This window comes from Mesorhizobium sp. YM1C-6-2, assembly GCF_003666685.1.
GTDB lineage: Bacteria > Pseudomonadota > Alphaproteobacteria > Rhizobiales > Rhizobiaceae > Mesorhizobium_K.
Genome location: NZ_RCIZ01000010.1, coordinates 12024 through 36878 on the forward strand (window position 1 = coordinate 12024; position 24855 = coordinate 36878).

At 62.9% G+C, this 24855-nt stretch carries 20 protein-coding genes and 3 pseudogenes; 5 read left to right on the forward strand and 18 right to left on the reverse strand.

All coding sequences use genetic code 11. The annotated features are described in order from the left end of the window. Window positions 1-115: 115 nt before the first annotated feature. The 8 genes from D8676_RS20970 to D8676_RS21005 all read right to left on the reverse strand — a co-directional run bounded on the left by D8676_RS20970 (window position 116) and on the right by D8676_RS21005 (window position 9916). On the reverse strand, window positions 116-640 hold the full coding sequence (locus D8676_RS20970; protein WP_121583052.1) for a DUF411 domain-containing protein: 525 nt from the start codon (window positions 638-640) through the stop codon (window positions 116-118). Window positions 641-776: 136 nt separating this feature from the next. After that, window positions 777-3182: a heavy metal translocating P-type ATPase gene (locus D8676_RS20975; protein ID WP_121583053.1), complete on the reverse strand. Its 2406-nt coding sequence runs from the start codon at window positions 3180-3182 to the stop codon at window positions 777-779. A gap of 161 nt (window positions 3183-3343) precedes the next feature. Beyond that, the gene (locus D8676_RS20980) at window positions 3344-4843 is read right to left on the reverse strand and encodes a multicopper oxidase domain-containing protein (RefSeq protein WP_121583054.1); all 1500 of its coding nucleotides are present in this window, start codon (window positions 4841-4843) and stop codon (window positions 3344-3346) included. A gap of 72 nt (window positions 4844-4915) precedes the next feature. After that, entirely contained in the window at window positions 4916-5308 is a 393-nt protein-coding gene (locus D8676_RS20985; RefSeq protein WP_121583055.1) for a hypothetical protein, read from the reverse strand. 192 nt (window positions 5309-5500) lie between these two features. Next, window positions 5501-6265, reverse strand: coding sequence for an SDR family oxidoreductase (locus tag D8676_RS20990; protein WP_121583056.1), 765 nt, complete (start codon window positions 6263-6265; stop codon window positions 5501-5503). Between the two features lie 619 nt (window positions 6266-6884). Beyond that, window positions 6885-7538, reverse strand: a complete 654-nt coding sequence (locus tag D8676_RS20995) for a DUF924 family protein (RefSeq protein WP_121583057.1) — start codon at window positions 7536-7538, stop codon at window positions 6885-6887. Window positions 7539-7656: 118 nt separating this feature from the next. Continuing rightward, window positions 7657-9609 (reverse strand): cation-translocating P-type ATPase, encoded by a 1953-nt coding sequence (locus D8676_RS21000; protein ID WP_121583058.1) that lies wholly within the window; start codon window positions 9607-9609, stop codon window positions 7657-7659. A gap of 79 nt (window positions 9610-9688) precedes the next feature. Beyond that, a complete protein-coding gene (locus D8676_RS21005) occupies window positions 9689-9916 on the reverse strand; it encodes a heavy-metal-associated domain-containing protein (RefSeq protein ID WP_121583059.1) in 228 nt (75 codons plus the stop codon). Between the two features lie 92 nt (window positions 9917-10008). Between D8676_RS21005 and D8676_RS21010 the strand changes: the two genes are divergently transcribed. After that, window positions 10009-10950 (forward strand): LysR family transcriptional regulator, encoded by a 942-nt coding sequence (locus tag D8676_RS21010; RefSeq protein WP_245427016.1) that lies wholly within the window; start codon window positions 10009-10011, stop codon window positions 10948-10950. 96 nt (window positions 10951-11046) lie between these two features. Then, window positions 11047-12984, forward strand: coding sequence for a cation-translocating P-type ATPase (locus tag D8676_RS21015; protein WP_121583211.1), 1938 nt, complete (start codon window positions 11047-11049; stop codon window positions 12982-12984). On the opposite strand, the pseudogene D8676_RS21020 reads toward D8676_RS21015, so the two are convergent. Continuing rightward, window positions 12932-13425, reverse strand: a pseudogene (locus D8676_RS21020) (IS3 family transposase); the annotation flags it as partial. The gene D8676_RS21015 and the pseudogene D8676_RS21020 overlap by 53 nt on opposite strands. On the opposite strand from D8676_RS21020, the gene D8676_RS21025 reads away from it, so the two are divergent. Both D8676_RS21025 and D8676_RS21030 read left to right on the forward strand, forming a co-directional pair. Further along, window positions 13408-13905 (forward strand): intradiol ring-cleavage dioxygenase, encoded by a 498-nt coding sequence (locus D8676_RS21025; protein ID WP_121583061.1) that lies wholly within the window; start codon window positions 13408-13410, stop codon window positions 13903-13905. The pseudogene D8676_RS21020 and the gene D8676_RS21025 overlap by 18 nt on opposite strands. 101 nt (window positions 13906-14006) lie before the next feature. Further along, window positions 14007-14430, forward strand: a pseudogene (locus D8676_RS21030) (CopG family transcriptional regulator). A 56-nt stretch (window positions 14431-14486) separates the two neighbouring features. On the opposite strand, the gene D8676_RS21035 reads toward D8676_RS21030, so the two are convergent. The 4 genes from D8676_RS21035 to D8676_RS21050 form a co-directional block, all read right to left on the reverse strand. Then, complete coding sequence (locus tag D8676_RS21035) at window positions 14487-15401, reverse strand: nucleotidyl transferase AbiEii/AbiGii toxin family protein (RefSeq protein ID WP_121583062.1); 915 nt, start codon at window positions 15399-15401, stop codon at window positions 14487-14489. Then, window positions 15401-16249: a type IV toxin-antitoxin system AbiEi family antitoxin domain-containing protein gene (locus tag D8676_RS21040; protein ID WP_121583063.1), complete on the reverse strand. Its 849-nt coding sequence runs from the start codon at window positions 16247-16249 to the stop codon at window positions 15401-15403. Before D8676_RS21040 ends, D8676_RS21035 begins: the two co-directional genes overlap by 1 nt. A gap of 452 nt (window positions 16250-16701) precedes the next feature. Further along, window positions 16702-17364, reverse strand: a complete 663-nt coding sequence (locus D8676_RS21045) for a GntR family transcriptional regulator (RefSeq protein WP_245427019.1) — start codon at window positions 17362-17364, stop codon at window positions 16702-16704. A gap of 52 nt (window positions 17365-17416) precedes the next feature. Beyond that, window positions 17417-18370 carry a D-glycerate dehydrogenase gene (locus tag D8676_RS21050; RefSeq protein WP_121583065.1) on the reverse strand — a complete coding sequence of 318 codons (954 nt, stop codon included), beginning with the start codon at window positions 18368-18370 and terminating at the stop codon, window positions 17417-17419. Between the two features lie 78 nt (window positions 18371-18448). Here D8676_RS21050 and D8676_RS21055 point away from each other — a divergent pair, with 78 nt between their 5' ends. After that, window positions 18449-20158, forward strand: coding sequence for an IlvD/Edd family dehydratase (locus D8676_RS21055; RefSeq protein ID WP_121583066.1), 1710 nt, complete (start codon window positions 18449-18451; stop codon window positions 20156-20158). A 39-nt stretch (window positions 20159-20197) separates the two neighbouring features. Here D8676_RS21055 and D8676_RS21060 read toward each other — a convergent pair whose 3' ends face one another. The 5 genes and pseudogenes from D8676_RS21060 to D8676_RS21080 all read right to left on the reverse strand — a co-directional run. After that, window positions 20198-20833: an aldolase gene (locus D8676_RS21060; RefSeq protein WP_121583067.1), complete on the reverse strand. Its 636-nt coding sequence runs from the start codon at window positions 20831-20833 to the stop codon at window positions 20198-20200. Next, on the reverse strand, window positions 20830-22104 hold the full coding sequence (otnK, locus tag D8676_RS21065) for a 3-oxo-tetronate kinase (protein WP_121583068.1): 1275 nt from the start codon (window positions 22102-22104) through the stop codon (window positions 20830-20832). Before otnK ends, D8676_RS21060 begins: the two co-directional genes overlap by 4 nt. Beyond that, entirely contained in the window at window positions 22098-22781 is a 684-nt protein-coding gene (locus D8676_RS21070) for an aspartate/glutamate racemase family protein (protein WP_121583069.1), read from the reverse strand. The genes otnK and D8676_RS21070 overlap by 7 nt, the downstream gene beginning before the upstream one ends. Window positions 22782-22798: 17 nt before the next feature. Then, window positions 22799-23245 (reverse strand): substrate-binding domain-containing protein, encoded by a 447-nt coding sequence (locus D8676_RS21075; protein ID WP_121583070.1) that lies wholly within the window; start codon window positions 23243-23245, stop codon window positions 22799-22801. A 17-nt stretch (window positions 23246-23262) separates the two neighbouring features. Next, window positions 23263-24705, reverse strand: a pseudogene (locus D8676_RS21080) (Na/Pi symporter); the annotation flags it as partial. Window positions 24706-24855 lie beyond the last annotated feature (150 nt).

Consider the following 24855-nt stretch of genomic DNA (forward strand, 5'->3'; position numbering starts at 1 on the left):
CCTTCCGGTGGCACGCCAGGCCAGTGCGACGTCGCGTTCACGTCGCCCGCCACCCGATGCCGCGAGACAGCCCTGCTGAGGGAGGCAAGCCACCCTCGGCCTGGTGCTGATGCAGTTAATTCTCAGGCCGGGCGGTCCTGTCGAATTTGCCTATGTCAGATTCCTGCGGACCGAGGAAGCGGCCGAAGCTCCGGATGGTCGGGCCGAACAGGAACGCTTCGTACGGTTCGGGATTGACGTCAGGGAAATCCATGCCGGGCGAGCCGGCAGGCATTCCGGGCACGGCCAGCCCCGTAGCCCCAGGCCGCTGAGCCAGCAGGCGGTGGATCGCCGCGACGGGCACATGGCCCTCGATCACATAGCCGGCCACCTCGGCGGTGTGGCACGATGCCAGACCTGCCGGAACACCGAGGCGGTGCTTGAGGCTGTCCATATCGGCGGATTCCACAACCTGCACCGGGAACCCCGCGGCCTCGATATGCGCGACCCAGCCATCGCAGCAGCCGCAGGACGGATCCTTGGTGACACTCACCAGAGGCAACGCCCCGGCATGCCCCCACCGTGCCATGGACATCAGCAGGGGGAGCGCGCCGGCAGCGGCCAGAAGGGCGCGTCGGCTGATGCGGTGATCGGTTCTCATCGTCAAACCTCGTTCCATGAATGCATTATCTCTCCGTCAGGTCAGGGCGCGACGCACGAAGGGTGAGCAGGCGCCGCGCTCGCAGAAGACGTCGGCAGATGCGTGCGCGGGATCGGCTGGCGATGCCACCCGGATATCATAGCTTCACCGAGCGCAGCCTTGTGGCATTTGCGATGACGCTGACCGAGGATAGCGCCATGGCGGCGGCGGCAATGATCGGCGACAGCAAGATGCCGAAGAACGGATATAACACTCCGGCCGCGACCGGGACGCCAAGCGCATTATAGATGAAGGCAAAGAACAGGTTCTGGCGGATATTGCCCATGACCGCCTGCGACAGTCGGCGGGCGCGGACGATGCCGGTCAGATCGCCCTTGAGCAGGGTGACGCCGGCGCTTTCCATCGCCACGTCGGTGCCGGTGCCCATAGCGATGCCGACATCGGCGGCGGCCAGTGCTGGCGCATCGTTGACGCCATCGCCGGCCATTGCCACCACTTCGCCCGCCGCCTTGTGCCGCTGCACGACCTCGCTCTTCTGGTCGGGCAGGACCTCTGCCTCGACCTCATCAATGCCGAGCTGGCGGGCGACCGCCTTTGCCGTGGTCCAGTTGTCGCCGGTGAGCATCACCACGCGGATGCCTTGCGCTTTCAGCGCGGCCAGCGCTTCAGGCGTCGATGGCTTGACCGGATCGGCGATGGCGAAGATCGCGGCGACGCGGCCCTCCACCCCCATGAAGATGGCGGTGGCGCCATCCTCGCGCAGCCGGTCGGCCTCAGTGGCCAGCGGTGTGACATCGATGCCTTGCTCAGCAAGAAACTTCGCATTGCCAAGGGGAATGCGTTTGCCCTCAATCGTGCCGTAAGCGCCTTTGCCGGTTGGCGAGTCGAAATCCGTGACCGGCGCAATCGTGATGCCGCGCTCTTCGGCGGCGCGGACAATGGCAAGCGCCAGCGGATGCTCGCTCGCCCTTTCGACGCTTGCGGCGAGGCGCAAGGCCTCATCCTCCGTAAAACCGGGAGCCGGAACGATTTTCGTGACGGCGGGCCGGCCCTCGGTAAGCGTGCCGGTCTTGTCGACAATGATGGTGTCGACCTTTTCCATATGCTCCAATGCCTCGGCGTTCTTGATCAGCACGCCCGCCTGCGCCCCGCGCCCGACGCCGACCATGATCGACATCGGCGTCGCCAGTCCAAGCGCGCAGGGACAGGCGATGATCAGCACGGAAACCGCCGCGATCAGGCCGAAGGAGAAACGTGGTTCCGGTCCCCAGATCGACCAGGCGACAAAAGCAAGGACCGCGACGATGATCACTGCCGGCACGAACCAGCCCGACACCTGATCGGCGAGGCGCTGGATCGGCGCGCGCGAGCGTTGTGCCTCCGCGACGAGCTGGACGATCTGTGACAGCATGGTGTCGCGGCCGACCTTCTTCGCCTCGATCACCAGCGCGCCGGACTGGTTCATGGTGCCGCCGATGGCCCTGGAGCCGACCTCCTTGGTCACGGGCATCGATTCCCCGGTCACCATCGATTCATCGACAGCGCTGCGACCGTCCAGCACCTCGCCATCGACCGGCACCTTCTCGCCGGGGCGCACGCGCAGGCGGTCGCCGACATCAACGGTGTCGAGCTGAACCTCCTCCTCGGTGCCGTCGTCACGAATGATCCGGGCAGTCTTGGGGGCGAGATCGAGCAATGCGCGGATTGCGCCGCTGGTGCTTTCCCGCGCCCGCAATTCCAGCACCTGCCCGAGCAACACCAGCACGGTAATGACCGCCGCGGCCTCGAAATACACCGCCACCGACCCGTCACTCTGACGGAACGCATCCGGGAAGATCCCGGGCGCAAACGTGGCAATGATGCTGTAGACCCATGCCGCGCCGGTGCCCATGGCGATCAGGGTGAACATGTTGAGGTTGCGCGTGACCAGCGATTGCCAGCCGCGTTCAAAAAATGGCCAGCCCGCCCAGAGGACGACCGGAGTTGCAAGGATCAGTTGCAGCCAATTCGAGGTCGTCTGGCCGACATAGTGGTTGAGACCGAGGAGATGGCCACCCATTTCCAGAATGAACACCGGAAGCGTCAGCGCCAGCCCGATCCAGAAGCGCCGTGTCATGTCGATCAGTTCAGGATTGGGCTCAGCCTCCAGGCTGACCAGCACAGGCTCCAGCCCCATGCCGCAGATCGGGCACGAACCCGGACCGATTTGCCGAACCTCCGGATGCATGGGACAGGTATAGACCGTCCCCTCGGGTACCGGCTCTGCCTTTGCCGCCGCCGTTGCAGGATCGAGGTAGCGTTCAGGCTCAGCCAAAAACTTAGAGCGACACCCCGCCGAACAGAAATAATAGGGCCGCCCGGCATGGTCAGCCTTGTGTTCTGTCGTGTGGGGATCGACCATCATCCTGCAGACCGGGTCCTTGACCTTGTGGGCACTGTCCGGCGCGGCGGCTGCGTGGTCATGCGCGTGATCGTGCACATCCCCCTCGGCCGAATGAGCGTGAGTCTGGTTCTGGTGATCGTGTTCGGTCTTGCTGGTCATTTTCACGTGTCCTCGGCGTTTATCCTCGGGCTTGCTTTCCACCTGTTCTGCGCTTTCCGATAGCTGGAAGGTCAAGAGGTGATCGTTAGTCCGAAGTATTGCCCTTTACAGATTGCCTGGCAGAGGGAGCCGACATCCGGCGTCCTCTCCCATCCCTTGATTTATGCGCTGACCGTGAACTCGGTCATCATGCCGGTCTCAAGGTGCGGCATGTGGTGGCAATGCAGCATCCAGCGCGCGGCCTCGCCAGCCTCGAGCGCAATATCGACCATCGACATTGGCGGGACATACACCGTGTCGCGCAGTGCGCCACGGACCGCGCGCCCATTCAACCCGACGACCTGGAACACATGCCCGTGCAGATGCATCGGGTGACCCATCATCGACATGTTGTGGAAGGATAACACGACCCGTTCGCCGTTGCGTGCGGCAAGCGGGCGGTGCTGGCCCCAAACTTCACCGTTGATCGTCCAGACATAGGGCTGCATCGAGCCACCGAGCATCACCATATGACTGCGGTCCACCGGCCGGTCCGGCAGGGCATCGGCGGCGATCAGGCGCGATTCCTGAGCAAGGTCGGTGTCGTAGGCAGGCGCTTCGACCTCTGCCGCGGTGTCGATGCGTCGGACGTCGGCGCCCTGCGTGGCAAGGATCATCCCGGTGCGCTCTCGCGCGCCCTCCCGAAGCGCGAGGATCGGCCAGGCGCCGCCCGCCTGCGGCAGGTCGATCTCAAGATCGAGCCGCTGGCCCATGGCCAGGCCGAAGCGCGTGCCCGGGACGGGCTGAACGGCATGTCCGTCCACCGCGACGAGCCGGGCCTGCGCCTCGCCAGTCTCGATCCAGAATACCGTTGCCGCGGCGGCGTTGATCACCCGCAGGCGGATGCGCCCGCCACGCTCGACCGGCACCACCTCGGGGTCCGAAAGGGTGCGGTCGTTGGCAAGATAGGCGTCCCAGTCGTAGTCGTTGAGGTCCATCGCCATTCCTTCCATGGCGTCCATCCCCATCATCCCGCGCATGGCGCCGTGGTCCATGCCACCCATTGGCATGTTCCCCATCGCGCCGTGATCCATGCTGCCCATGCCCGAGCCGTGGCCGCCACCGTGACCACCGGCGGTCCCGTGGCCGGCGCTGATCTCGGCCATTACCTCCTCGGGGGCCTTGAACGAGAAATCATGCAGGAACAGCACCACCTCCTGCCGGTCGGCGGTGACATCCTCGGCGCTGCGCACGATCAGCGGCGCGGCCAGAAGGCGCATTTCGTGCACTGGCACATGCGCGTGCATCCAGTACGTGCCGGGCAGCGGCGCGAAGTCGTAGGCGCGTGTCTCGCCGGGGGCGAGCATCGGCAAAGGCATGTCGGGCACGCCATCTTGTGTGTTGGGCGGGATCTGGCCATGCCAGTGGATCAGCGTGTCAACATCGAGATCGTTGCGCAGATCAACCCGGAATCGCGTGCCGGGATCGAGTGTCAGGCCCTGTCCGGCCGGCCCGACAAGACCCCAGACGGTGGCGGCGCGACCGTCGATATCCAACGTCCGGCTTGCGGCGCGCAAGGACAGCGGGGCGACGCCCTGCGCTGCCGCGATCCGGGGTAGATGCGCATAGGCCAGCATGGCTGCGCCAGCGGCAAGAAAGCCGCGTCGTGAAACGGTATTCATGATCGTCTCCTTGGGACAGCAGTCCCGTTCTTGAAAGCGATAGACGCCGCGGACCTCGGCCCGGACGCGCGTTCAGAGGAGACGGTGCTTGGGAGGTCGTTCGTTCAGCCCAGGTGCCCGACTGGCGAAGACTGCACCCGTTGGCAGGTCATGGCTGGCAGGCGCGTAGTCGCTGCCGCCGCCTTCACCAGGGGATGGCAGGAACACCGAAAGACCGGCGCAAAGCAACTCACAGGCTTCGACATTATCTGAGCCACAGTAATGGTCGCCATCACAGGGATCTTGGCTGCCGGCCACAACGTGCATCATCTCGCCGACATGCACTGAGTGATCCGGCTCTGCGCCCAAACGCGCCGCGTGCGCCGATGTCACCGTCGTCATGACGACGATCGCGAGTGCGGCAAGCATGGTCACAAGGCGCGAGAACATGCCGGAAAGATAGGCGCTGGCCACAGGAATGTCCATTGCCCCAGCGTGGCGCCTCTGGCAGTAATTCATCCTAGCATGTAGCTAATAGAAATTGCTCGCCACCAATCATGCAACTCATGCAAAAAGAACTCGGTAATATTTTGTGGCTCGGGTTGCTCCTCGGGAGGCCTGATCCCGGCAATTCTCATTGGATGGCATCAGGCCGCCTTCTGTTTGCTCTTCAGATTCTCAACTCAGCATGCCGCCATCCACACGGAACTGCGACCCGGTAATGAAGCTGGATTTCTCACTCGCCAGGAACAGTACGGCGTTGGCGATGTCTTCACCCTCGGCATAGCGGCCGAGCGGAATGGAGCGCGCGATATCTTCCTGCGCGGCGCCTGACCCGCTTTCCAGCGAACGCATCATCTGCGTGTTAGCGGGCGACGGATGAACCGAATTGACTCGCACCTGATAGGGCGCTGATTCATTCGCAACGATGCGTGTCATGCCGTGAATTGCAAATTTCGACGTGACATAGGGTGATACCGGCATTGGCCCTGCCACCAATCCACCGATCGACGAGGTATTGATGACGCTGCCGGATTTTTGAGCATACATCACCGGCAGGACATATTTCAAACCAAGCCAGCAGCCCCGGACGTTGATGGCCATAACCCGGTCAAAATCCTCGGTCTTCTGATCCACGATCGGCGCCACCTTGCCTTCAATGCCAGCGTTGTTGAAAAACACATCGATCGTGCCGAATTGAGCGACGGTTTCCTCCACGTAGCGCTTGACATCCTCCTCCTTGGAAACGTCGGCGGCAATGGTAATCAACTGGTCAGATTGAGCACCAAGATCGGTCGCTCGCGTGACCAGAGCGTCGGCAGAGATGTCAACAATTGCGACCTTGCAGCCCTCTGACAGGAATGCCTTGGCCGCAGCCGCGCCGAGGCCGTTCGCGCCACCGGTAATCAGGACAACCTTTCCTGCTAGATCCGAATACGTCATGCTTCAACTCCTTTGGTGGGAAGCTTTCGGAGCTAGCACAGGATCAGCTGCGGGGTGGCCTTTGTAAAGGAGGATGCCCGCGGAGAATTGTGATTACTCAGCTGGCCGAGCGCCACCTCCATTTGTTCCGCTGATGCCAGTTCGGCGACGGCACGAGATCGTGGAGTGACCGGACCCATCGTACAGTTCACCTGCCGTCCTGGAAGCTGTACTCGGCAGCGGCTTCTTGGATGAATCGATACCGCTCTCGAGTTACGCCGCCAGGGTGCGGGCGTTAGCGCCGATGACATGAGTATCCGGCATCCGGGCGGTAGCAGGACCTGGATTCCGCAGAGCATGTCGGTGTCGATGTTCCCGGCTCGACCTCCACGTGACGTCGTAGTTGGCCGATTGGCGCTCGGGCGAACCGAGAGGGTAGATGTTCAATCCAAATTTGTTGCAGTCATTTCTTCGCTTGGTTTGTCCTCGATTAGTTTCCACAAGAAGCGGACCGGATCGAACTGGCTCCAGCCCAAGCGGTCGGTTTGATTCCTATCGGTCTCAAAGTTCGTTGGTCAATTCAACGAGCGACTGCCTCATACGGATAGGGTCTGTCAGATGAGCCAGCAAATCTGAGCGTTTAAGTCGACTGAAATGCCCTTTCATGCGGAAAATCACCTTTCTCCAAATAAGCTTCTTCTGCACGAGTCGACTCCCGTCTGAGGACCCGATTGCGGTGCGGATGGCGCCCGAAAGCTGCTAGCACCTCTTTCACGTCTCGGGCCTGCTTCACCAGCGACCGGTAGATCGGCTGAAGCGGGGCAGGGGCCTCCGCAGCGATTTCCTCGCGAAGCCCTATGAGGCGGTCGATGCCCTGGAGATGATCCGGCCCCTCGCAATGACCGAATGGCAGGCCGTGAACGATCCTGAACCAAGGCGTTGGCAGCGCGGCGTAGTGGCCATTAGACAACCCATCCAGCGAGAGCGCCAGCGCCGTCGGGTCCTGCGCGAAGGCGCGTGGGCTGCCGCGCCAGACCGAGCGCGAGAACTGATCCAGCAGGATGATGAGCGCGAGCCTGCCTGCAGGGTCGGTGGCCCAATGATGGAGATTGCCTGCGGCGACCTGTGCGGTGAGCTCGGAAAAGCGGTCGATGATTTCGCGGTCCGCGCCGCCTCGCATCCGCCAGAACCAGTGATCCCGGTGGACGTCGGGGTCGATTGCCATAGAGCGTCCCTCGGGGAACCAGAACTGAAGAACCGCACCCCAGGGTTGCTCGTCGGATTCAGTATTCATAGCCCCACCTCCGTGAAACCGCTGCTTCCTTGCATTTTGCAGCGTATCGGAAATTCCATCGTAAGGAAGCGAATTGCCCCCGCGCCGGGGCGCGGGGGCTTTCATCATGGACAACAGCTTATGTCCTGGCAGTGGCTGCCTTTGCTGCGGCGGACACCGATGTCTCATGACCGCCGGCCACAGGCCTGGCTCCCTTGGGAACACGCAGCAACCGCATGCCATTGGCGATGACGATCAGCACCGACAACTGGTGCACCAGCATGCCGCCCGCCATATGGATGTCGCCCGAGAACACACCGGCCAGCAGCCCGGCAACTGTCACCAGCGCGATCACCAGATTTTGGCGCATGTTGCTGAGCGTTGCCCGCGAGATGGCCATCGCCTCAGGAATCTTTCCTAGATCGTCCTTGAGGAGCGCAATATCCGCGGTCTCGATGGCAACGTCGCTACCGGCGGCACCCATGGCAATGCTGGTATCCGCAGCCGCGAGAGCGGGAGCATCATTGATGCCGTCGCCGACCATGGCGACATGGGCGCCATCGGCCTTCATCTTGCGGATGAGATCCAGCTTGTCCTCTGGCATCAAGCCGGCGTGAACCTCGTCGATGCCGACCTCGCGGGCAACGGCTTGTGCCGCGCCCTCTTGATCTCCGGTCAGCATGACGACGCGCCGGATGCCGATTTCGCGCAAACGGGCGATGGCCTCTTTCGCACCCTCGCGGGCCATGTCGGACATGCCCAGCAATCCGATCAGCCTGCCATCAGCCGCCACCAGGATCGGCGTCTGGCCGGCCTTGAGCAGCCGCTCCAGCCCGGCCTCGCCCTCCGTTCCGAGAGGGATGCCCAACTTTTCCATCAGCCGGCGGTTGCCGGCGGCGACGTCACGTCCTTCGATGCGAGCGCTGATGCCCATCCCGGCGTGTTCGTCCAGCGTCTCGGGCGTGGGCAGCGGACCTTGCTTGCGTCCAGCCTCGACGATGGGACGGCCAAGCGGATGGTCAGATCCGCCTTCTGCGGTGGCGGCAAGACGCAGGAGGTCATCCTCGCTCATGCCCTGGAGCGCGATCACCGTAGCCAGACGCGGCTTGCCTTCTGTCAGCGTGCCGGTCTTGTCGAGCGCCAGCGTATCGATCCGTCCGGCACTTTCCAGATGCTGACCACCCTTGATCAGGATGCCGCTGCGTGCGGCTCGGCCGATACCGGCGACGATCGACACCGGCGTCGAGATCACCAGCGCGCCGGGGCAGCCGACGACCAGCAGGGTCAGTGCCAGCCTGATATCCTGCGTGAAGGCGAAGGTGAGCACGGCAAGTCCGATGATAGAGGGCGTATACCATTGCGCGAAACGTTCGATCATGCGCTGGCTGGGAGCCTTTTCATCCTGTGCTTCCTCGACGCGCTGGATGATGCGGGCAAGCGTGGTGTCGGCGCCGACATTGGTGGCGCGAATGCGCAGGAGACCGTTCTCGGCGATGGTCCCGGCATGGACGTGGCTGCCCGGTGCCTTCTCGGCCGGCATCGGCTCGCCAGTGATCGCGGCTTCACTGACCGCGGCTGTGCCCTCGGTCACTTCACCATCGACGGGAATGCGCTGCCCGGCCTTGACCAGCACGATCTCGCCCGGCTGCACTTCATGGGCCGGGATTTCGGCCGGTTCACCATTGCGCAGGACGGTTGCGGTGGCAGGCGCGGCGTCCAGCAATTCCTTCAAGGCGCCGCGGGTCTGGCCCATTGTCCGCACTTCAAGCCATGCGCCGAACATGAAGAGGAAGGTGACGGCGGCCGATTCCCAGACTTCGCCGATCATCAGGGCGCCGACAGCGGCGACGGTGACAAGGAGTTCGATGCTGAGATGCCTGACCCGCAACGCTCGCCAGGCGCGTACCGCAATGTCGGAGCCAGCCAGCAAGGCGGCGGCGACCATCAATGCGGACCACAGCTCGATCATGTCAAAGCCATAGCGTGCCAAAAGGCCGGTGGCGATCAGCCCGCCGCTGCCCATAGTCAGCCAGAAGCGCCGGCGCGCCGGATGCGCAAAGGCGCTCTTGATCTCTAGAATGACACCGCTCATCTCAACTCTCCTTTTTTCAGCATCCTCCAGACGAGCCGGCCGCGCCGATTTTTCGACGCGGCCGGGCGATGGGATAGATTCAGAAGGCCGACGGTCTTGCTTCGTAGCCGGTGCTGCGCACCGCATCGACCAGCGCCTCGACGCTCGACTGGCTGGGGTCGTGCTCGACCTCGATCTTGCCGGTGTTGAAACGTACGGTAGCCTTCTCAACGCCCGGCAAGGCATTCAACGCCTTCTCGATCTTCGGAACACAGGACGGGCATGAAAGCTCATCACTGCGCAGGACCGTTTTCATCGATTGGGTCATGGTTTTTCTCCTTCTGTCAGGGGCAGGTTGCGGTGAACCCAGCCCTCGACCTGAAAGATAGGCTGTGCGAGGATGGGTTAGTATGAGCCATAATGGAAAGCTCGGCTTGCATGGATGCAAAGGCTAATTGGGATGATCTGCGTGTCTTTCTGGCTGTCGCACGGGCCGGGTCCCTGTCGGGCGCGGCGCGAACGCTCGGCGTGAACCACTCCACGGTCTTTCGCCGCATCGGCGCATTCGAAGAGGTGTTGACGGTACGCCTCTTCGAGCGGCAGCCGGGCGGCTATCTGCTCACGCCCGCCGGAGAAGAACTGCGCGACGGCGCGTTGCGCGTCGAGGAGGAGATCGCAAGCCTGAGCCGCAAGGTGAGCGGGCAGGATTTGCGTCTCAGCGGCAGCGTCAGGGTTACGACCATCGACATGCTGGCCTTCGGGCTGCTGCCACGCCACCTTGCCGGGTTCCGTGATGCCTATCCCGATATCGAGGTCGAGCTCATCGTCGGAAACGCCACCCTCAATCTTAGCCGACGTGAGGCTGACATTGCGCTTCGTGTTGGCAACGCGCCTGCGGAAACCCTGGTTGGTCGTCGGGTGGGGCGGCTCGCCTTTGCCGTCTATGGCAGCGCCAGCTACCGCGCGCGCCGGCCGGAGGCCGATCTGGCGCAGCATGACTGGATCGGCTACGATTCAGAGCATGAGGCGCTGGTGCGCCGCATCACGCGCTTTCTACCCGAGGCAAAGCCGACGCTACGCACGAATTCGGTCGCATCCGCTCTGTTCGCGGCCAAGGCGGGGCTAGGGCTTGCACCATTACCGTGTGGACTGGCCGATCTCGAGCCCGACCTGACACGAATTGCGCCGTTGCCCGATGAGTTCACTCTCGATCTTTGGCTGTTGACCCATGAAGATTTGCGCCAGACGGGACGGATTCGCGCATTCCTTGATTTTCTGGCCGAAGAATTGGCAAAGGAAGCGCCATTGCTGGAAGGACGAGGTCATGACGAGATCGTTTCAATTCGCGGGACCACCCAATGAACGGCGACGATCGGGCTGCGTCATATCGGAGGTAGTGTGAGAAACCTGTTTCAGATTGACCGTTCTTTCATCCTGACGGTCCTCACCGTCCTCGGGATGATCCTGGCCACGCTCGCTCTATGGCCGCTTCAGGGCGCCGTCGCCGCTTTCTTTTCTCTCGTCGGTCTTGCGCTCGTTTATCTGGCGGGGGGTCTGCCTGCCGCATGGCGGGCGGCCGTCACCTTGTGGGAAGAGCGCGTTCTCGACATTGACCTTCTGATGGTGGTTGCTGCTGTCGCGGCGGCGGCGGTTGGCGCACCCTTCGAGGGCGCGGTTCTGCTGACGCTTTTCAGTATCTCGACCACGCTGGAGGAGCGCGCGCTCGGCCGCGCGCGCCGCGCCATCGAGGCATTGATGGAGCTGCGTCCCGAGACGGCACTTCGCAAGGCATCGGACGGAACAGTTGCCGAGATTCCGGCTGCCGATCTCAGTGTGGATGATGTCGTGGTGCTGCGGCCGGGCGCGCGGGTTCCCGCCGATGGGGTAATCATTGGCGGCCGCAGCTCGCTCGATGAGGCAAACATCACCGGCGAGTCGATGCCGGTCGCCAAGGAGCCCGGTGCACAGGTCTTCGAGGCGACGGTCAATCTCGACGGTGTGCTTGAGGTGACCGTGACGAGGTCGGTCGAAGAAAGTACCGTCGCCCGCATGATCGCGCTGGTGACCGAAGCGCAGGCCGCCAAGGCGCCGTCCGAACGCTTTAGCGCGTGGTTCGGCCAGCGCTACACAGTTGCGGTGATGGCCGGAGCTGTCTTGGCCTTCGCGATTTTCTACTGGCTAGGACGCGACTGGGAGGAAGCGCTCTACCGATCTGCGACCTTGCTGGTGGCTGCAAGCCCGTGCGCGATCGTCATCTCCGTGCCTGCCGCGATCTTATCGGCGCTGTCGGCGGCAGCGCGCGGCGGTGTGTTGTTCAAGGGCGGGGCGGCGCTTGAGACACTGGCGGCAGTCGACATTTTTGCCTTCGACAAGACCGGGACGTTGACGACGGGCAAAGCGTCGGTAACCGGGGTTGTGGCGCTTGACGGGGATGAACGGCTCTTCCTGTCGTTGCTTGCAGGGCTCGAGGCGCACTCCGAACACCACAGCGCCGCGGCCATTCGGCAGGAAGCCGCCAGCCGCGGCATCGACCCCGCCAAAGTGGTGAACGTGAGCGCCCGCCCGAGCGCCGGAATCGTCGGTGAAGCAGGAGCCGGGCAATTGTGGGCAGGCAATCCGCGCCTGGCCGCGCAGATGGGCGCATCCATTGAGCACCCGGCACTCAAGGCGCTGGCCGCTGACACGCAGACAGTCATTTATGTGGGGCGAGATTCGCGCGTTATGGGCGCTGTCACCATCGCAGATCAGGCGCGCTCGACGTCCGCACCGGCTCTTGCCGCGTTGCGGGAAGGTGGGGTCAGCCAGATCGTCATGATGACCGGCGACCGGCGGCCCGTCGCCTTGCGCATAGGAGCAGAGCTTGGACTGAAGCCTGACGAGATCCACGCCGACATGCTGCCGGAGGACAAGGTGCGGATGGCGGGCGAGTTGGCAGCCAGAGGCAAGGTTGCGTTCGTCGGTGATGGCGTTAACGACGCAGCAGCGCTTGCCCGCGCTGATGTGGGGATTGCAATGGGCGCGGCTGGCTCGGATGTCGCGCTGCAGGCGGCCGACGTGGCGCTGCTGTCGGAGGACATGGGACGGCTCGCGGATGCGCATCGGCTTGCCCGTCGCGCAGCAACAATTATTCGGCAGAACCTCGTCTTTGCCATGGGTGCCATGGCGATCCTCGTCACCGGTGGACTCTTTTTCGAGTTGCCTCTGCCGCTTGCGGTCATCGGCCATGAAGGCGGAACCGTGTTGGTGGTTTTGAATGGGTTGAGACTACTCAGAGATCCCATTCGCCGCGACGCATCACAATCCAAACCGCACCGAAAATTGCTCGGCACTTCGAGCGTGATCCAGCCCATCCAGCGACAGGCCTACCGTCGAAAAGTCTTACGACGAGCGAGTTGAACCGACTTTAACTACCTAGGCAAAGCCTTCCTGGGTCCTGATGTAGGTGATGTCTGTCACCCACGCCTTGTCCGGCGCATCAACATCGAACTGTCGAGCCAGGGTGTTGTCGACCACGACCGACGGCTTGCCGCCATAGGAGCCAGGCCGGCGCTTGTAGCCGATCTGCGCCTTGATCCCAGCCAGCCTGGCGAGACGAGCGATGCGGTTGGCACAACTGGTCTCTCCCTGGTCGAGTAGGTCGTCGTGCAGCTTGCGGTAGCCGTAGACCCTGCCGCTTTCCTTCCAGGCCTTGCTGATGAGCTCGGTCTGACGGGCGTCTTCTCGACCTCGCCTGCTCAAGGGATTCTTCAGCCAGGCGTAGAAACCGCTGGGTTGGATGCGCAGGCAACGACACATCGTCCGAACAGTGAACTGCTGGCGATGCTCGGCAACAAACGCGCACCCGCTTGCGAGGATGGGAACGAGCCTACGCTTGCGCGCGAAGCCGGCCCGTTCTTCAGGCCGAATGCGCCGCTCAAGCAGGATCTTTTTCTGGATGCACCAGGCGGCACTCCATTCACTATCGCCGGCTACGTCGTTGATGATCGCTGCAGACCTCTATCTAGGAGCCTGATCGAAATCTGGCATGCGGACGAAAATGGTGACTACGACCACCAGGGCTTCCGGCTCAGAGGCCATCAATTCGCCGATGAGCAGGGGCGCTGGTGGTTCAACACGGTAATGCCCGCGCTTTATTCGGGACGCACGCGCCATTTTCATTTCCGAGTTCAGCGTGCGGGCGGAGCGGTCCTGACAACGCAGCTGTTTTTCCCAGATGAGCCGGGCAATGCGCGAGACTGGCTCTTCGATGAAACGCTGCTCATTGCCATGACCAATGCCACCGATGGACGCTTCGGGCGTTTCGATTTCGTCGTCTGATATCGCCGACCACGTGCGGAAGGGCTTCAGATGAAGAAGTATTTCCATGATCGAGCCTGATCCTCCACGGATCCGGGCGAAGGCATGTAGCTATGAGCATCATGGTTCGTCGCAAGAAGAAGACGCAAATCTCGGTCTATCTCGATCCCGAGATCATGACGATGCTGACGGATTACGCTGCCCGCCGGGACCAGTCCCAGTCGATGATCGCGGAAGCCGCTATCGCGTCCTTCCTGTTGCCCGATGCTGATGAGAGACGAGAAGCGGCCATCGCCAAGCGGATCGACCAGGTCGACCGCCGCTAATGCGACTGGAGCGCGATCTCGGTATCAGCGTTGAGATCATGGCGGTTTTTATTCGGTTCTGGTTCTCCTCGAGACCGGCGTTGCACGAACCCGCGGCCCACGCCGCGCGGGCCAAAGCGGACGAACGCTACGAGCTTTCGTCTCCGCGCTTGGGCGTCGTTTGGCGCAAGGGCCGAAGCTGCGGCAGGAAATCAGCGAAGATCCAGCGAGCAATGCCTAGTTGCCTGCAACGCCTTTACCGGGGAATGGCGGCTTTAGTCATCCTCGAGACATAGTCTAAGTGGGCAGAACTTCTTCAAGCTGTCTGACCAGCGCCTGACGCTTCTCGACTTTCAAGCTGTCGAGGTTCTGTTGCCGCCATCGCACTGCGGGCAGGTCGGCCGCGGACTCTAGGTCGGGGATCGCCCAGTCGGGTTCACCACGCTCGAACGCCAACAGGAACTGGCGGTGCGCATCGGGCATCGCGCCGACAATGCCGGCGATCAATGCTTCACGCGCCGCAAGCAGGGTCTCGAGTTCGACCGGTTGCCGGGTCATGCCGACAAAACCGCGCGCGAATTCGGTGGCGATGTCCTTGCGCCGAACTGCCAATACCTCGGCCATGGGGCGATCATGGCTGATGAGATAGATGAGAAAGGCCCGGCGAAGTGACTCGTCGATGCCTTCGTTCGCCAGTAGATCGCGGACGTCGAACAGATCGCGCGGATGCTGCCTATCGAGCGCGGCGACAATCTTGCCGGCATAAAGATCAGGGAAGGAGACGATCCGCATTTCGGCAAATCCGAATTCGTCTTCCACGCTGGGCGAGACCGAGCGTATGGCGGGCTCGAACACGCAGCCACGCAGGACCGGCGTCACCTCAATCTTGATTTGCGCGCCATCGCCGCGGAACACGAGCTTGGTGATCACGTTCTCGCGTGAGCGTGACGGAGCGACACGGGAGCCGCGGACTGTCTCGGTAATGCGCTCGGCGATACGCGCCATCGCCGCATCGATCGTTGCAAGCGAGGTCGCGCGATCCTGCACTGGCAGGTAGGTAAGGTCGATATCGACCGAGAGACGCGGCAGGTCGCGCACGAACAGATTGATTGCCGTGCCACCCTTCATCGCGAAGCACTCTTCAGCAACCACCGAAGCCAGTGTGCGGATCAGTAGTGCGACCTGTTTTCGGTAAGTGTCCGCAAATGCCATCAATACGCCTCGGCCAGTTCCTTGGGAACGGTGATCTCGTAGGTCGGGTCGTACCTGCCATCCTTGACCAGCATGCGCTTGCCCGATCCCAAATCGATTGCGGTTCGGTCGACATGCTTGAGCCATGCATGGCGATGCCGATCGGCAAAAAAGAAGAACAAGCGCTTCACCTTCACACTGCGGCAGCGGACAAGCAGCTTCTGGAGCCGCCTCGGCGCAAGATCGCTCAGACCTTCCATCAGCACGTCGACCTGATCGAAGCTTTCATGGTGCGGGAGTTCATCGAGAAGTTCGAGAATCGATCGTTCGGGCGTCGATACCGTCAACGGCCAGTCCCATTGGCCCCAGGGCAGAACACGCAGTCCGGCATCCTGAAAAGATCCCGCATCTCGCGCATCAGGTGCGCGGTCCGAAACGAGGGAAGGGAAGCTGATACCTTCCAGGTCGGCCCCGAAAAGCGGCGTGCTGTTATGATACACGAACCGTTCCGTCAGCGGCAGCGTCGTGAGCCAGCTGGGTGGCCTTGCTGGACCGTGAAGGTGGATCTCGGAACGATCCTGTGAGAGGTAATGGGCATAGCCTTGCAGCTCGAGGGCTGTCCGGCCGCCAACGGTGAGACGATAGCCTAGAAGCGTCTGCAGGGAGATGACCACCTGCTGCCAGCCAAGCTGTCCGCGAGGGCGCCGATAGACACGGCGAGCCGGCTGTTCGAGCCAACCCGAGGCGACATATTTGGTGCGCAGTGAGGTTGAGTAGCCGTGAGCAGAAAGCCACGCGGCATCGACGAGCAATCCTTCTGGCAGGAGGTGCTCCAGCTGCTTTAACTTCCCCGTTGTTTGCTCACTCATGGTGAGTGTTTTAGCATGATTTCAAACTATGCGCCAGTTTGAAGGTGCCTTGGTTTGCTGCGCTGTGGTTAGCAAATCCGCACAAACGCAAACTGACCTCTTGTTCGAGGCAGGTCGCTCATTGTGGTCAGCGGTGTTTTCTGATACAAATCGGCTATTCTGTGGTGTGGCCTTCACAGGGTCCAAACGGGCGATAGACGCCGATTGTCCTTGAAACCCACAAATTTCTTTTCGACCCTTTTTCCCTTTAAAATCAAAAGCGTAACATTTTGACTAGCCAGTAGTCGGTTTTTGTGCGCCCGAAGGCCATAATTATATGTGATATCAATGGCTTAAGGTGGGTTTGGACGATTGAGTGGGAATGATCAGGCCCTCCGAACGTGTCCAAAACTGCCCGCAATGGGCTTCATGCCATCTCAAGCACGAGTTTGCGACACAGCCGCGGCGGCGGGTCAGCGGGTTTTTAGGTAAAAGGTTTTGGATGTCGGCAGATGCGCCCGGCACAGCCTTGCCAGCAATGCCCCGTCGCCCTGCTTCAGCGCGTCGATCATGGCATGGTGCTCGTTGCGGGCCGTCTCGCGTGCCTGGGCGTCCTTGAGCGCCGCGAAGCGGATAGAATGGGCGCGCTGCGAGGCGCTGTCGATGGCTTCCGCCAGGAACGGGTTGGCGCAAAGCGAGAAAAGCAGCTTGTGGAAAGCGAGATTGCTTCTGAAAATGCCGGCATAGTCCACGTCCCGGACAGAACGGTCATGGCCGGCCTGAATGGCCTCGAGTTCGGCAAGGGCCGCCGGGTCTACCGGAAACCGGATCTGAAGCGCCGCCTGCGTTTCCAGCAATTCGCGCAGCTCGTAGAGCTGTTCGACCTCCAGCGCAGAGTAGGCCCGGACCTGTGCGCCGCGGTTCGGCACGCGCTCGATCAGCCCCATGCGGTCGAGTTCCATCAGCGCCTGGCGGATGACATGGCGCTTGGTATCGAAGCGCGCGAGAAGAGCATCCTCCACCAACCGCTCGCGCGGCAGAAGTTCGCCGAGGACGATGTCTTCCTCGAGTTGGGATACGATCTCCTCGAGCGTGGAGCCCGAAAATTTCTGGTGCGCATCGTCCAAGTCGGCCAAGCCCATCTCTTGCCCTCGCTATCTGATAACGAATGACCTTCGCCCCGGATTGTCAATAATCAAGGGCATCAGGTGGGTGCCCACCCTCCTTGAACCGGGCAAGATTGTCCAGCGCACGCCAGCCCATGGCATTGCGGGTCTCGACCGTGGCGCTGCCCATATGCGGCGTTAGGAAGACGTTCGGAAAATCCCCGAAGCGCAGGTCGAAGGCAGGCTCGCCGCGGAAGACATCCAGCCCGGCTGCTCCGATCTGGCCCGACGCGAGCGCCGCCAGCAGCGCCTCTTCATCGATCAGATCGCCGCGCGCGGTGTTGATGAGGATCGCGCCGCGCGGAAGCAGGTGAAGGCGTTCCCGGGTCATGACGGGAGACCCGGCGGAAGGCACGTGCAGGCTGACGAAGGCACATTGCGGCAGCATTTCCTCGATGGTGTCGAGGTAGCGCGCACCGATCGCCTCGTCGTCTGGCAGGCGGTGACGGTTGTGGTAGAGGATGTGCATGCCGAAGCCGCGCGCCCGGCTTGCAACGGCCCTGCCGATGCGACCCATCCCGATGATTCCAAGGTTTTTTCCGCTCGGCTGCACGCCGAGCATCTCGTTCAGGGCAAACCGCCTGCGCCAGCCTGCATCCATCACTGCAGCATATTCCTTCGCGCGGCGCGCGGCGCAAAGCAGAAGCATCATGGCGAGGTCGGCGGTGGCGTCCGTCAGCACGTCCGGCGTGTTGGTGACGATGATACCGCGGGCCCTGGCGGCCTTGCGGTCGATATGGTCGAAGCCGACGCTGCAGGTTGCGATGATCTTCACCGTCTCCGGAAATGCCGCGATCGTCGCGGCATCGAGTTTTTGCCGCGACGACACCAGCACGCCCCGCGCCGCACTGGAACGAAGGGCGGCGACCAGCGCCTCGGAGTCGAGTTCCTGCTCCTGCGACAGAACGGCATCGAATTCGATCCTGGCGCGATCGGCCACGTCTTGGGGAACGGGGCTGGCAATGACAATGCGCATCTCGATCTCCTATCAATAATATTATTGACAATTTAGACCCAGGCAGTCAACTGTGGCGCGAGCACGAGGAGCGCTGGAATGACGGACTGGAAAGGGATGCATAAAAACGTCGCCCATTACGGCGACGCTGACTTTTCCATTTATCTGCGGAAGGCCTTCATCAAGGCGATGGGCTATACCGACCAGGCTCTCGACAGGCCGATCGTCGGCATCATCGACACCGGTTCCGATTATAACGCCTGCCATCGCAACGTTCCCGACCTGATTGAGGCGGCCAAGCGCGGCGTCATGCTGGCTGGGGGTATCCCCATGGCTTTCCCGGTCATCTCGCTGCAGGAGAGCTTTTCCCACCCCACCAGCATGTACCTTCGCAACCTGATGGCGCTCGACGTGGAAGAGATGATCCGCGCCCAGCCGATGGATGCGGTGATCCTGCTCGGCGGCTGCGACAAGACCGTGCCGGCGCTGCTCATGGGCGCGGCCAGCGCCAATGTTCCGGCCATTCTTCTCGTGACCGGCCCGATGAGCGCCGGTAGCTGGCGCGGCGAAAAGATCGGCGCCTGTACCGATTGCCGCCGGTTCTGGGGTCGCTACCGCGCCGGCGAACTGAGCCGGGAGGAAATTACCGAGGTCAACGACGAATTGGCGCCGACGATCGGTACGTGCGGCGTCATGGGAACCGCCAGCACGATGGCCCTGGCAGCCGAAAGCCTCGGGATCATGCTGCCGGAAGGGGCCTGTACGCCGGCCGTGTTTGCCGAACGGCGCCGTCTGGCCGAGCGGACCGGTGAGCGAGCGGTACAGATCGCGGCCGAGGGCCTGACGCCGGACAAGATCATGACGCCGGCTGCGTTCCGCAATGCCTTCCGGGTGGTGCTCGCCGCCGGAGGCTCGACCAACGCCATCATCCATCTGACGGCGATTGCCGGGCGGCTCGGCATCGAGGTCGATCTCGACCGCGTCGACGAGATCGGCCGCGAGATTCCGGTGCTGGTGGACCTGAAGCCGACGGGCCAGCACTACATGGAGGACCTCCATCGCGCCGGAGGGCTGACCCCGCTGCTGCGTCAGCTCAGCCCCCTGCTGGAACTGGACTGTCTGACGATTACCGGAAAAAGCCTCGGCGAAAATGTTCGCGCGGCGAGGCCGGACTGGCCCCAGACCGTGGTGCGGCCGCTGGAGAACCCTATCCATGCTGGCGGCGGTCTGGCGATCCTCAAAGGCAACATCGCTCCCAAGGGCGCCGTGATTAAGAAGGCGGCCGCCAATGCAGCCCTTTGCAGGCATCGCGGGCGGGCGGTGGTATTCGAGAATCTCACTGACCTCGCCGACAGGATCGATTCCGCCGATCTCGACGTCGGCCCGGACGATATCCTGGTGCTGCGCAATGCCGGCCCCAAGGGAGGGCCGGGAATGCCGGAAGCCGGCTATATCCCGATACCGAAGAAGCTGGCGCAGAAGGGCGTCAAGGACATGGTCCGCATTTCGGATGCGCGCATGAGCGGGACGGCTTTCGGTACCATCGTGCTGCACATCACGCCCGAGGCTGCCGAAGGCGGCCCGCTGGCGCTGGTCGAGAACGGAGACGTCATCAGCCTCGACGTCGATGCGCGGCGGCTGGAACTGGAAGTCGATGCCGAGGAGCTGGAACGGCGGCGCTCCGCGGCGCGCAAGGCCCCCGAGCCCGTACAGCGTGGCTATGCATTCCTGCATTTCCACTACGTTACCCAGGCCGACACGGGATGCGACCTCGCTTTCGCCATCCCTCCCTACACGTCCAGGATGTGAGGCCAGGTCGTCCCTTCCGTCACCGGACAGCGGGATCGGTCAAGGCTCGCCGTATCTGGTGCGAAGTTCCTCGATTTGCTGTGTGTTCAGGTGGCGCGGGCCTTGGCCGCGCAGCAGCATCTGCAGCTTTGCGCTTTCCTCCAGTTCCTCGGCTGCGTAGACCGCGGAGACGATATCCGGGCCGCTGACGACCGGCCCGTGATTGCCAAGCAGCACCGCCGCGTGCCGTCCCTTCAGGCCACGGATCATTTCACCGGTCAGCGGTGAGCCAGGCATCGTGTAGGGGAGATATTTCAGGCGGCCCACGCGCATGATCAGATAGGGAGTGATCGGCTCCAGGCAGTCATCCTCATCGGCTATCGAGAGGCACGAAAGGGCAGTGGCGTAAGTCGAATGCAGATGGACGACCGCCTTGTATTGCGGGCGCGTGGCGTAGAAGGCGAGATGAAGCGGCAATTCCTTGGATGGCGGAAGGCCGTCCACATGCTTTCCCTCAAGGTCGAGTTTCGACAGGCTTTCCGGATCGAGATGCCCGAGCGAGGAATTGGTCGGCGTCATGAGATAGCCGTCCGCGACGGCGGCGCTCATATTGCCGGCCGAGCCGACGGAATAGCCTCGCTCGAAAAGCGAGCGCGCCAGCCGGGTGATTTCCTGCCTGAGTTCCGCCTCGGTCATTCCGCAGCTTCCATCCTCGCCAATGCCTTGTCGAAGAAGTCGACAGCGCCGAAATTGCCCGACTTGAGGGCAAGCGCCATTCTGGGGCCGGCCTTCGAAAGCAGGACCGGCACACCCGGATCGATCTCCCGGCCTATGGCGAGCGGCCCCAATTCGAGCGCCGACACCACGGCACCGGAGGTTTCGCCGCCGGCGACGATGAGCCGGCGGACACCACCGGCAACCAGTTGCCGGGCAACCTTGCCGAAGAATCCGTCGATCGCTGCCGACGCGCGGGCGGCACCGTAGCGCGCCTGAATTTCAACCACCGTTGCAGGGTCGGCCGAGGTGAAGGCGAGCGGCGCACGACCCTCATTCTCCCTCAGGAACAAGACCGCTTCTTCCGGTTTCAACCGCTCCTCGACGATGGCGCCCACATCGAGGGCCAATGTGGGATGAAGCCGTGCGTGGTGTTCCACCTGTTCGCGCGTTCGCCCCGAACAACTGCCGGCAAGGATGGCCTCCGGCCCGGACACCGCCGACGCTTGCGGGGCGCTGCCGCGCGCGGCACCGATGAGGATGAAATTCCGTGGCAGGCCAAGCGCGATGCCGGAGCCGCCCGTGATCAGCGGCTGCCCTGCGCAGGCCGTTGCGATGGTAATGAGGTCCGCGTCGCCGATGGCGTCCACGATCACCAGCGTTTCGCCCCGCCCTGCGGCAGCTTCGAGCGCGGTCTTGACGGCCTCGGGGCCGCTGGACACGACGCCTGCCGGGACGAAGCCGACCGGCGTGGCACATTGCTGCTTCAGCCACCGGCGCAGGTCGGCATCCGTCATCGGGTTGATCGGATGGTTCTCAAGGCCGGATTCGTTGAGAAGCCGATCCTGAACGAACAGATGGCCCTGGTAGACGGTTCGGCCGGCGGCGGGAAAGGCCGGACAGGCAACGACCCCGCGCACGCCCAGTACCCTGGCAAGGGCTTCGCCTACGGGACCGATATTTCCTTCGGGCGTCGAATCGAAGGTCGAGCAATATTTGAAAATGACTTGCCGGCAACCGTGCCGGCGCAGCCATTCCAGGGCTTGCAGCGATTGCGCGACCGCTTCCGCAGGCGGGATGGAGCGGCTCTTGAGAGCGATGACGCAGGCTTCCTCGTCCGGCGCCGGGTCCTGCTGCGGGACACCGAGATACTGGCTGGTTCGCAACCCGCCCTCGTCGCTTATGCCTTTGGCCAGCGTATTGGCGATATCGCTGGCACCCGTGAAATCGTCCGCGATGACACCGATCAGCATGCCGTACCGTTGCCTCGTTGGCCGATCAGGCACTTCATCTGCTGGACAGCCGACCGGGGCGCCGTCAGAACGGGGAGGGGGATCCTGGCCTGCACGGCCTCGGCGGCTGCGGAGGTCGAGAAGTGGGCAAGCATGACCGCATCCATACCGGCCAGCTCGGGCGCGCGCTCGGCCACCAGACGGTTGTGGGTTTCGTGATCACCCTTGCGCAGGCGGTCGATCGCGTCGTCCACGAGCACGGTGGTTAGGGTGGCGCCAGCATACCGATCGGCGGCATAGGCGGCGAACTCCGCTTCCATCGTCGGGACGGAGGGCCCGAAGGTTGCCAGCATGCCGATGCGGCGGCCCTTTTCCAAGGCGGCGGCGAACATCGCCTCGTTGGGCTTCACCACGGGGATCGGCAGGTCTTGCGCCATCCGCTCTATGGCGGGCCCGAAGGCCGAACAGGTCACCAGCACGCCATCCGCGCCGATAAGATGAGCGTACCGGCCGAACGCCACGAAGCGCGCGATCAGCTTCTCGGACAGCGTGTCCGCCTCCTTGGCCCGGTCAATGGTCAATCCGTCATCGAGAAGGTTGACGGTTTCGGCCCCAGGCCAGTTCTGCGCGAAAGCCGCATGGACCGGCGCCATCGCCACCGGCGTGGCATGAAGAAGAACGATCCGTGGCTTTGCCATTTTAGTCTCCGAAAACACTATTGTCGGGGCGACAGGCCGGCCGCCGCATATGCCTTCATGGCATCGGCGGAAGACAGGGCCTGCACCAGCTGCCGTGCCTGTTCCTGCCGTGGCGACGAGCGCAGCACGGCGGCGGAAAATCCGGTGACGCTGGCGACTTCCGGCGGCAACGGCCCGACCAGCTCGACACCCTTCACCATGATGAGTTCGCTGATCTGCTGGATTGCGAGGTCGGCTTCGCCGCTGACCAGTTTTTCCGCCGTCAGCCCTTCCGGAATCACGACCGCCTTCTGCCGTACCGCCTCGCCGATGCCCAGGCGGTCGATGAGCTTCTCGAAATAGATGCCGCTCGCTCCGGCCCTGGAATAGGCGATGGCGGAACAAGACAGCACGGCCTGCCGGAATGCCTCGGTCGTGGCGATATCCGGCTTGGGCTTTCCGGCCAGCACGGCGAGACCGACCATGGCGTCGGCAAGAGCCACGCAATCTCGGGCGAAACATTCCAGCCGATGGGAGCGGCCTGGGCGCCGAGGGCCGTTTCCGAGGTGATAGAGTTTCCAACTGCCTCGGCTCCGTGCATTGTCCGTGCGCACAGTTCGGCAACGTGAATATTGTGAGCGGCTGCGACCGTCTGTATTTCCAGCCCACAGTCCGTTACGGCTTCTACGAGGCGCGAGGCGTGTTCCAAGGCATGTAGCGTGCTCGTCATGCGCAGTCGCTCGGCCTCGGTCTCGGGAGGTTCCTTCAATTCGGACAGGAATCCCCACACCTCCTCGAGCGTGGCTGCCGCCGCAGCGTCATGCGCCACATGGCCCCCTCGGCCCGAAAGCGCAGCGGAAACCGAAGCCGCGGTGGTCGACACCACATCCGCGACGACTCGCCGGGCTGTTTCGACCGCGATCACCGGACTGGTGAGCGTGCTCGGATCGAGCGCGCGCTGAAGCGCCGTCTGCCTGGAGGGCAAGAGCCGCTCCACGACGCGGGTGAACCACTGTATTGCAGGAAGGAGCACCGCAACCCCGATGACATTGTAAGCCGTGTGATAGGCGGCGAGGAGCGTCATGCCGTCGATCGAGGCGGCAAGAGCCCTCATCAGGGCCGCCGTGAATGGAAAGGCGATGATCGCGATTAGCGCGGCCAGGACCTTGAACAGGACATAGGCAAGGGCGAGACGCTTTGCCGTTGCGCCGGCACCGATGGCCGCCAATGCGGAGCTCGTCGCCGTACCGATATTCTGGCCGACGATCAGCGCCGCACCCTGTTCCAGGCTTATGGCCCCGGCGTAGAAGGCCGAAATGGTGACGGCGATAGCGGCCGTCGAGGATTGCATGACCGCAGTCATCGCGAGGCCGACGGTGATCAGGATCAAGAGGCCAACCGACCCGGCCATCCAGCCGACACCCGGCGCGCCGAGCACCCCCGGAAGGTCCGACGGATGCAGGCTCTCGGCAAGGCCTCCCATGCCCTGTTGGAGAGTTGTCAACCCGTAGAGAACCAGCGCGAAACCGGCAAGCGCGCTGCCCGACGCCGCTATCCGCCCGTTTCCCAGCAATTTGGCCAGCGCGCCAATAAAGATCATCGGAAACGCATAGACCGAGAGCGAGACGCGCACGCCGATGAGCGCCACGAGCCAGCCGGTGCCCGTCGTGCCCACATTGGCGCCGAACACGAGGCCGAGCCCCTGCGGGAAGGTCAGAAGTCCGGCATTGACGAGGCCGATGGTCGTCATCGTCACTGCGCTCGACGACTGCACAAGCAACGTCACGATCGCGCCCCAGAAGGCGCCTGAGAGCGGTGTGGCCGCTGCCTTGCCAAGAACCGTACGCAGAGCAGACCCTGCCAGGGCCTTCAGGCCGTCGGTCATGACAGCCATGCCGAGCAGGAACAGACCAACGCCGCCGAGAACAGCAATTATTGTCGACATAAACGTCTCGTCTTACTGGCGCTCAAGCCTTGGGCTCGCGGAGCCAGGGCACAGCCGACCCTATGCCGCCCCTTTGCTACGATAAAGCATTTATGAACGCGCAGCGGTGTTGCGCAATCCGCCTTCACCAGCAAGAAGGCCGACGAGAGT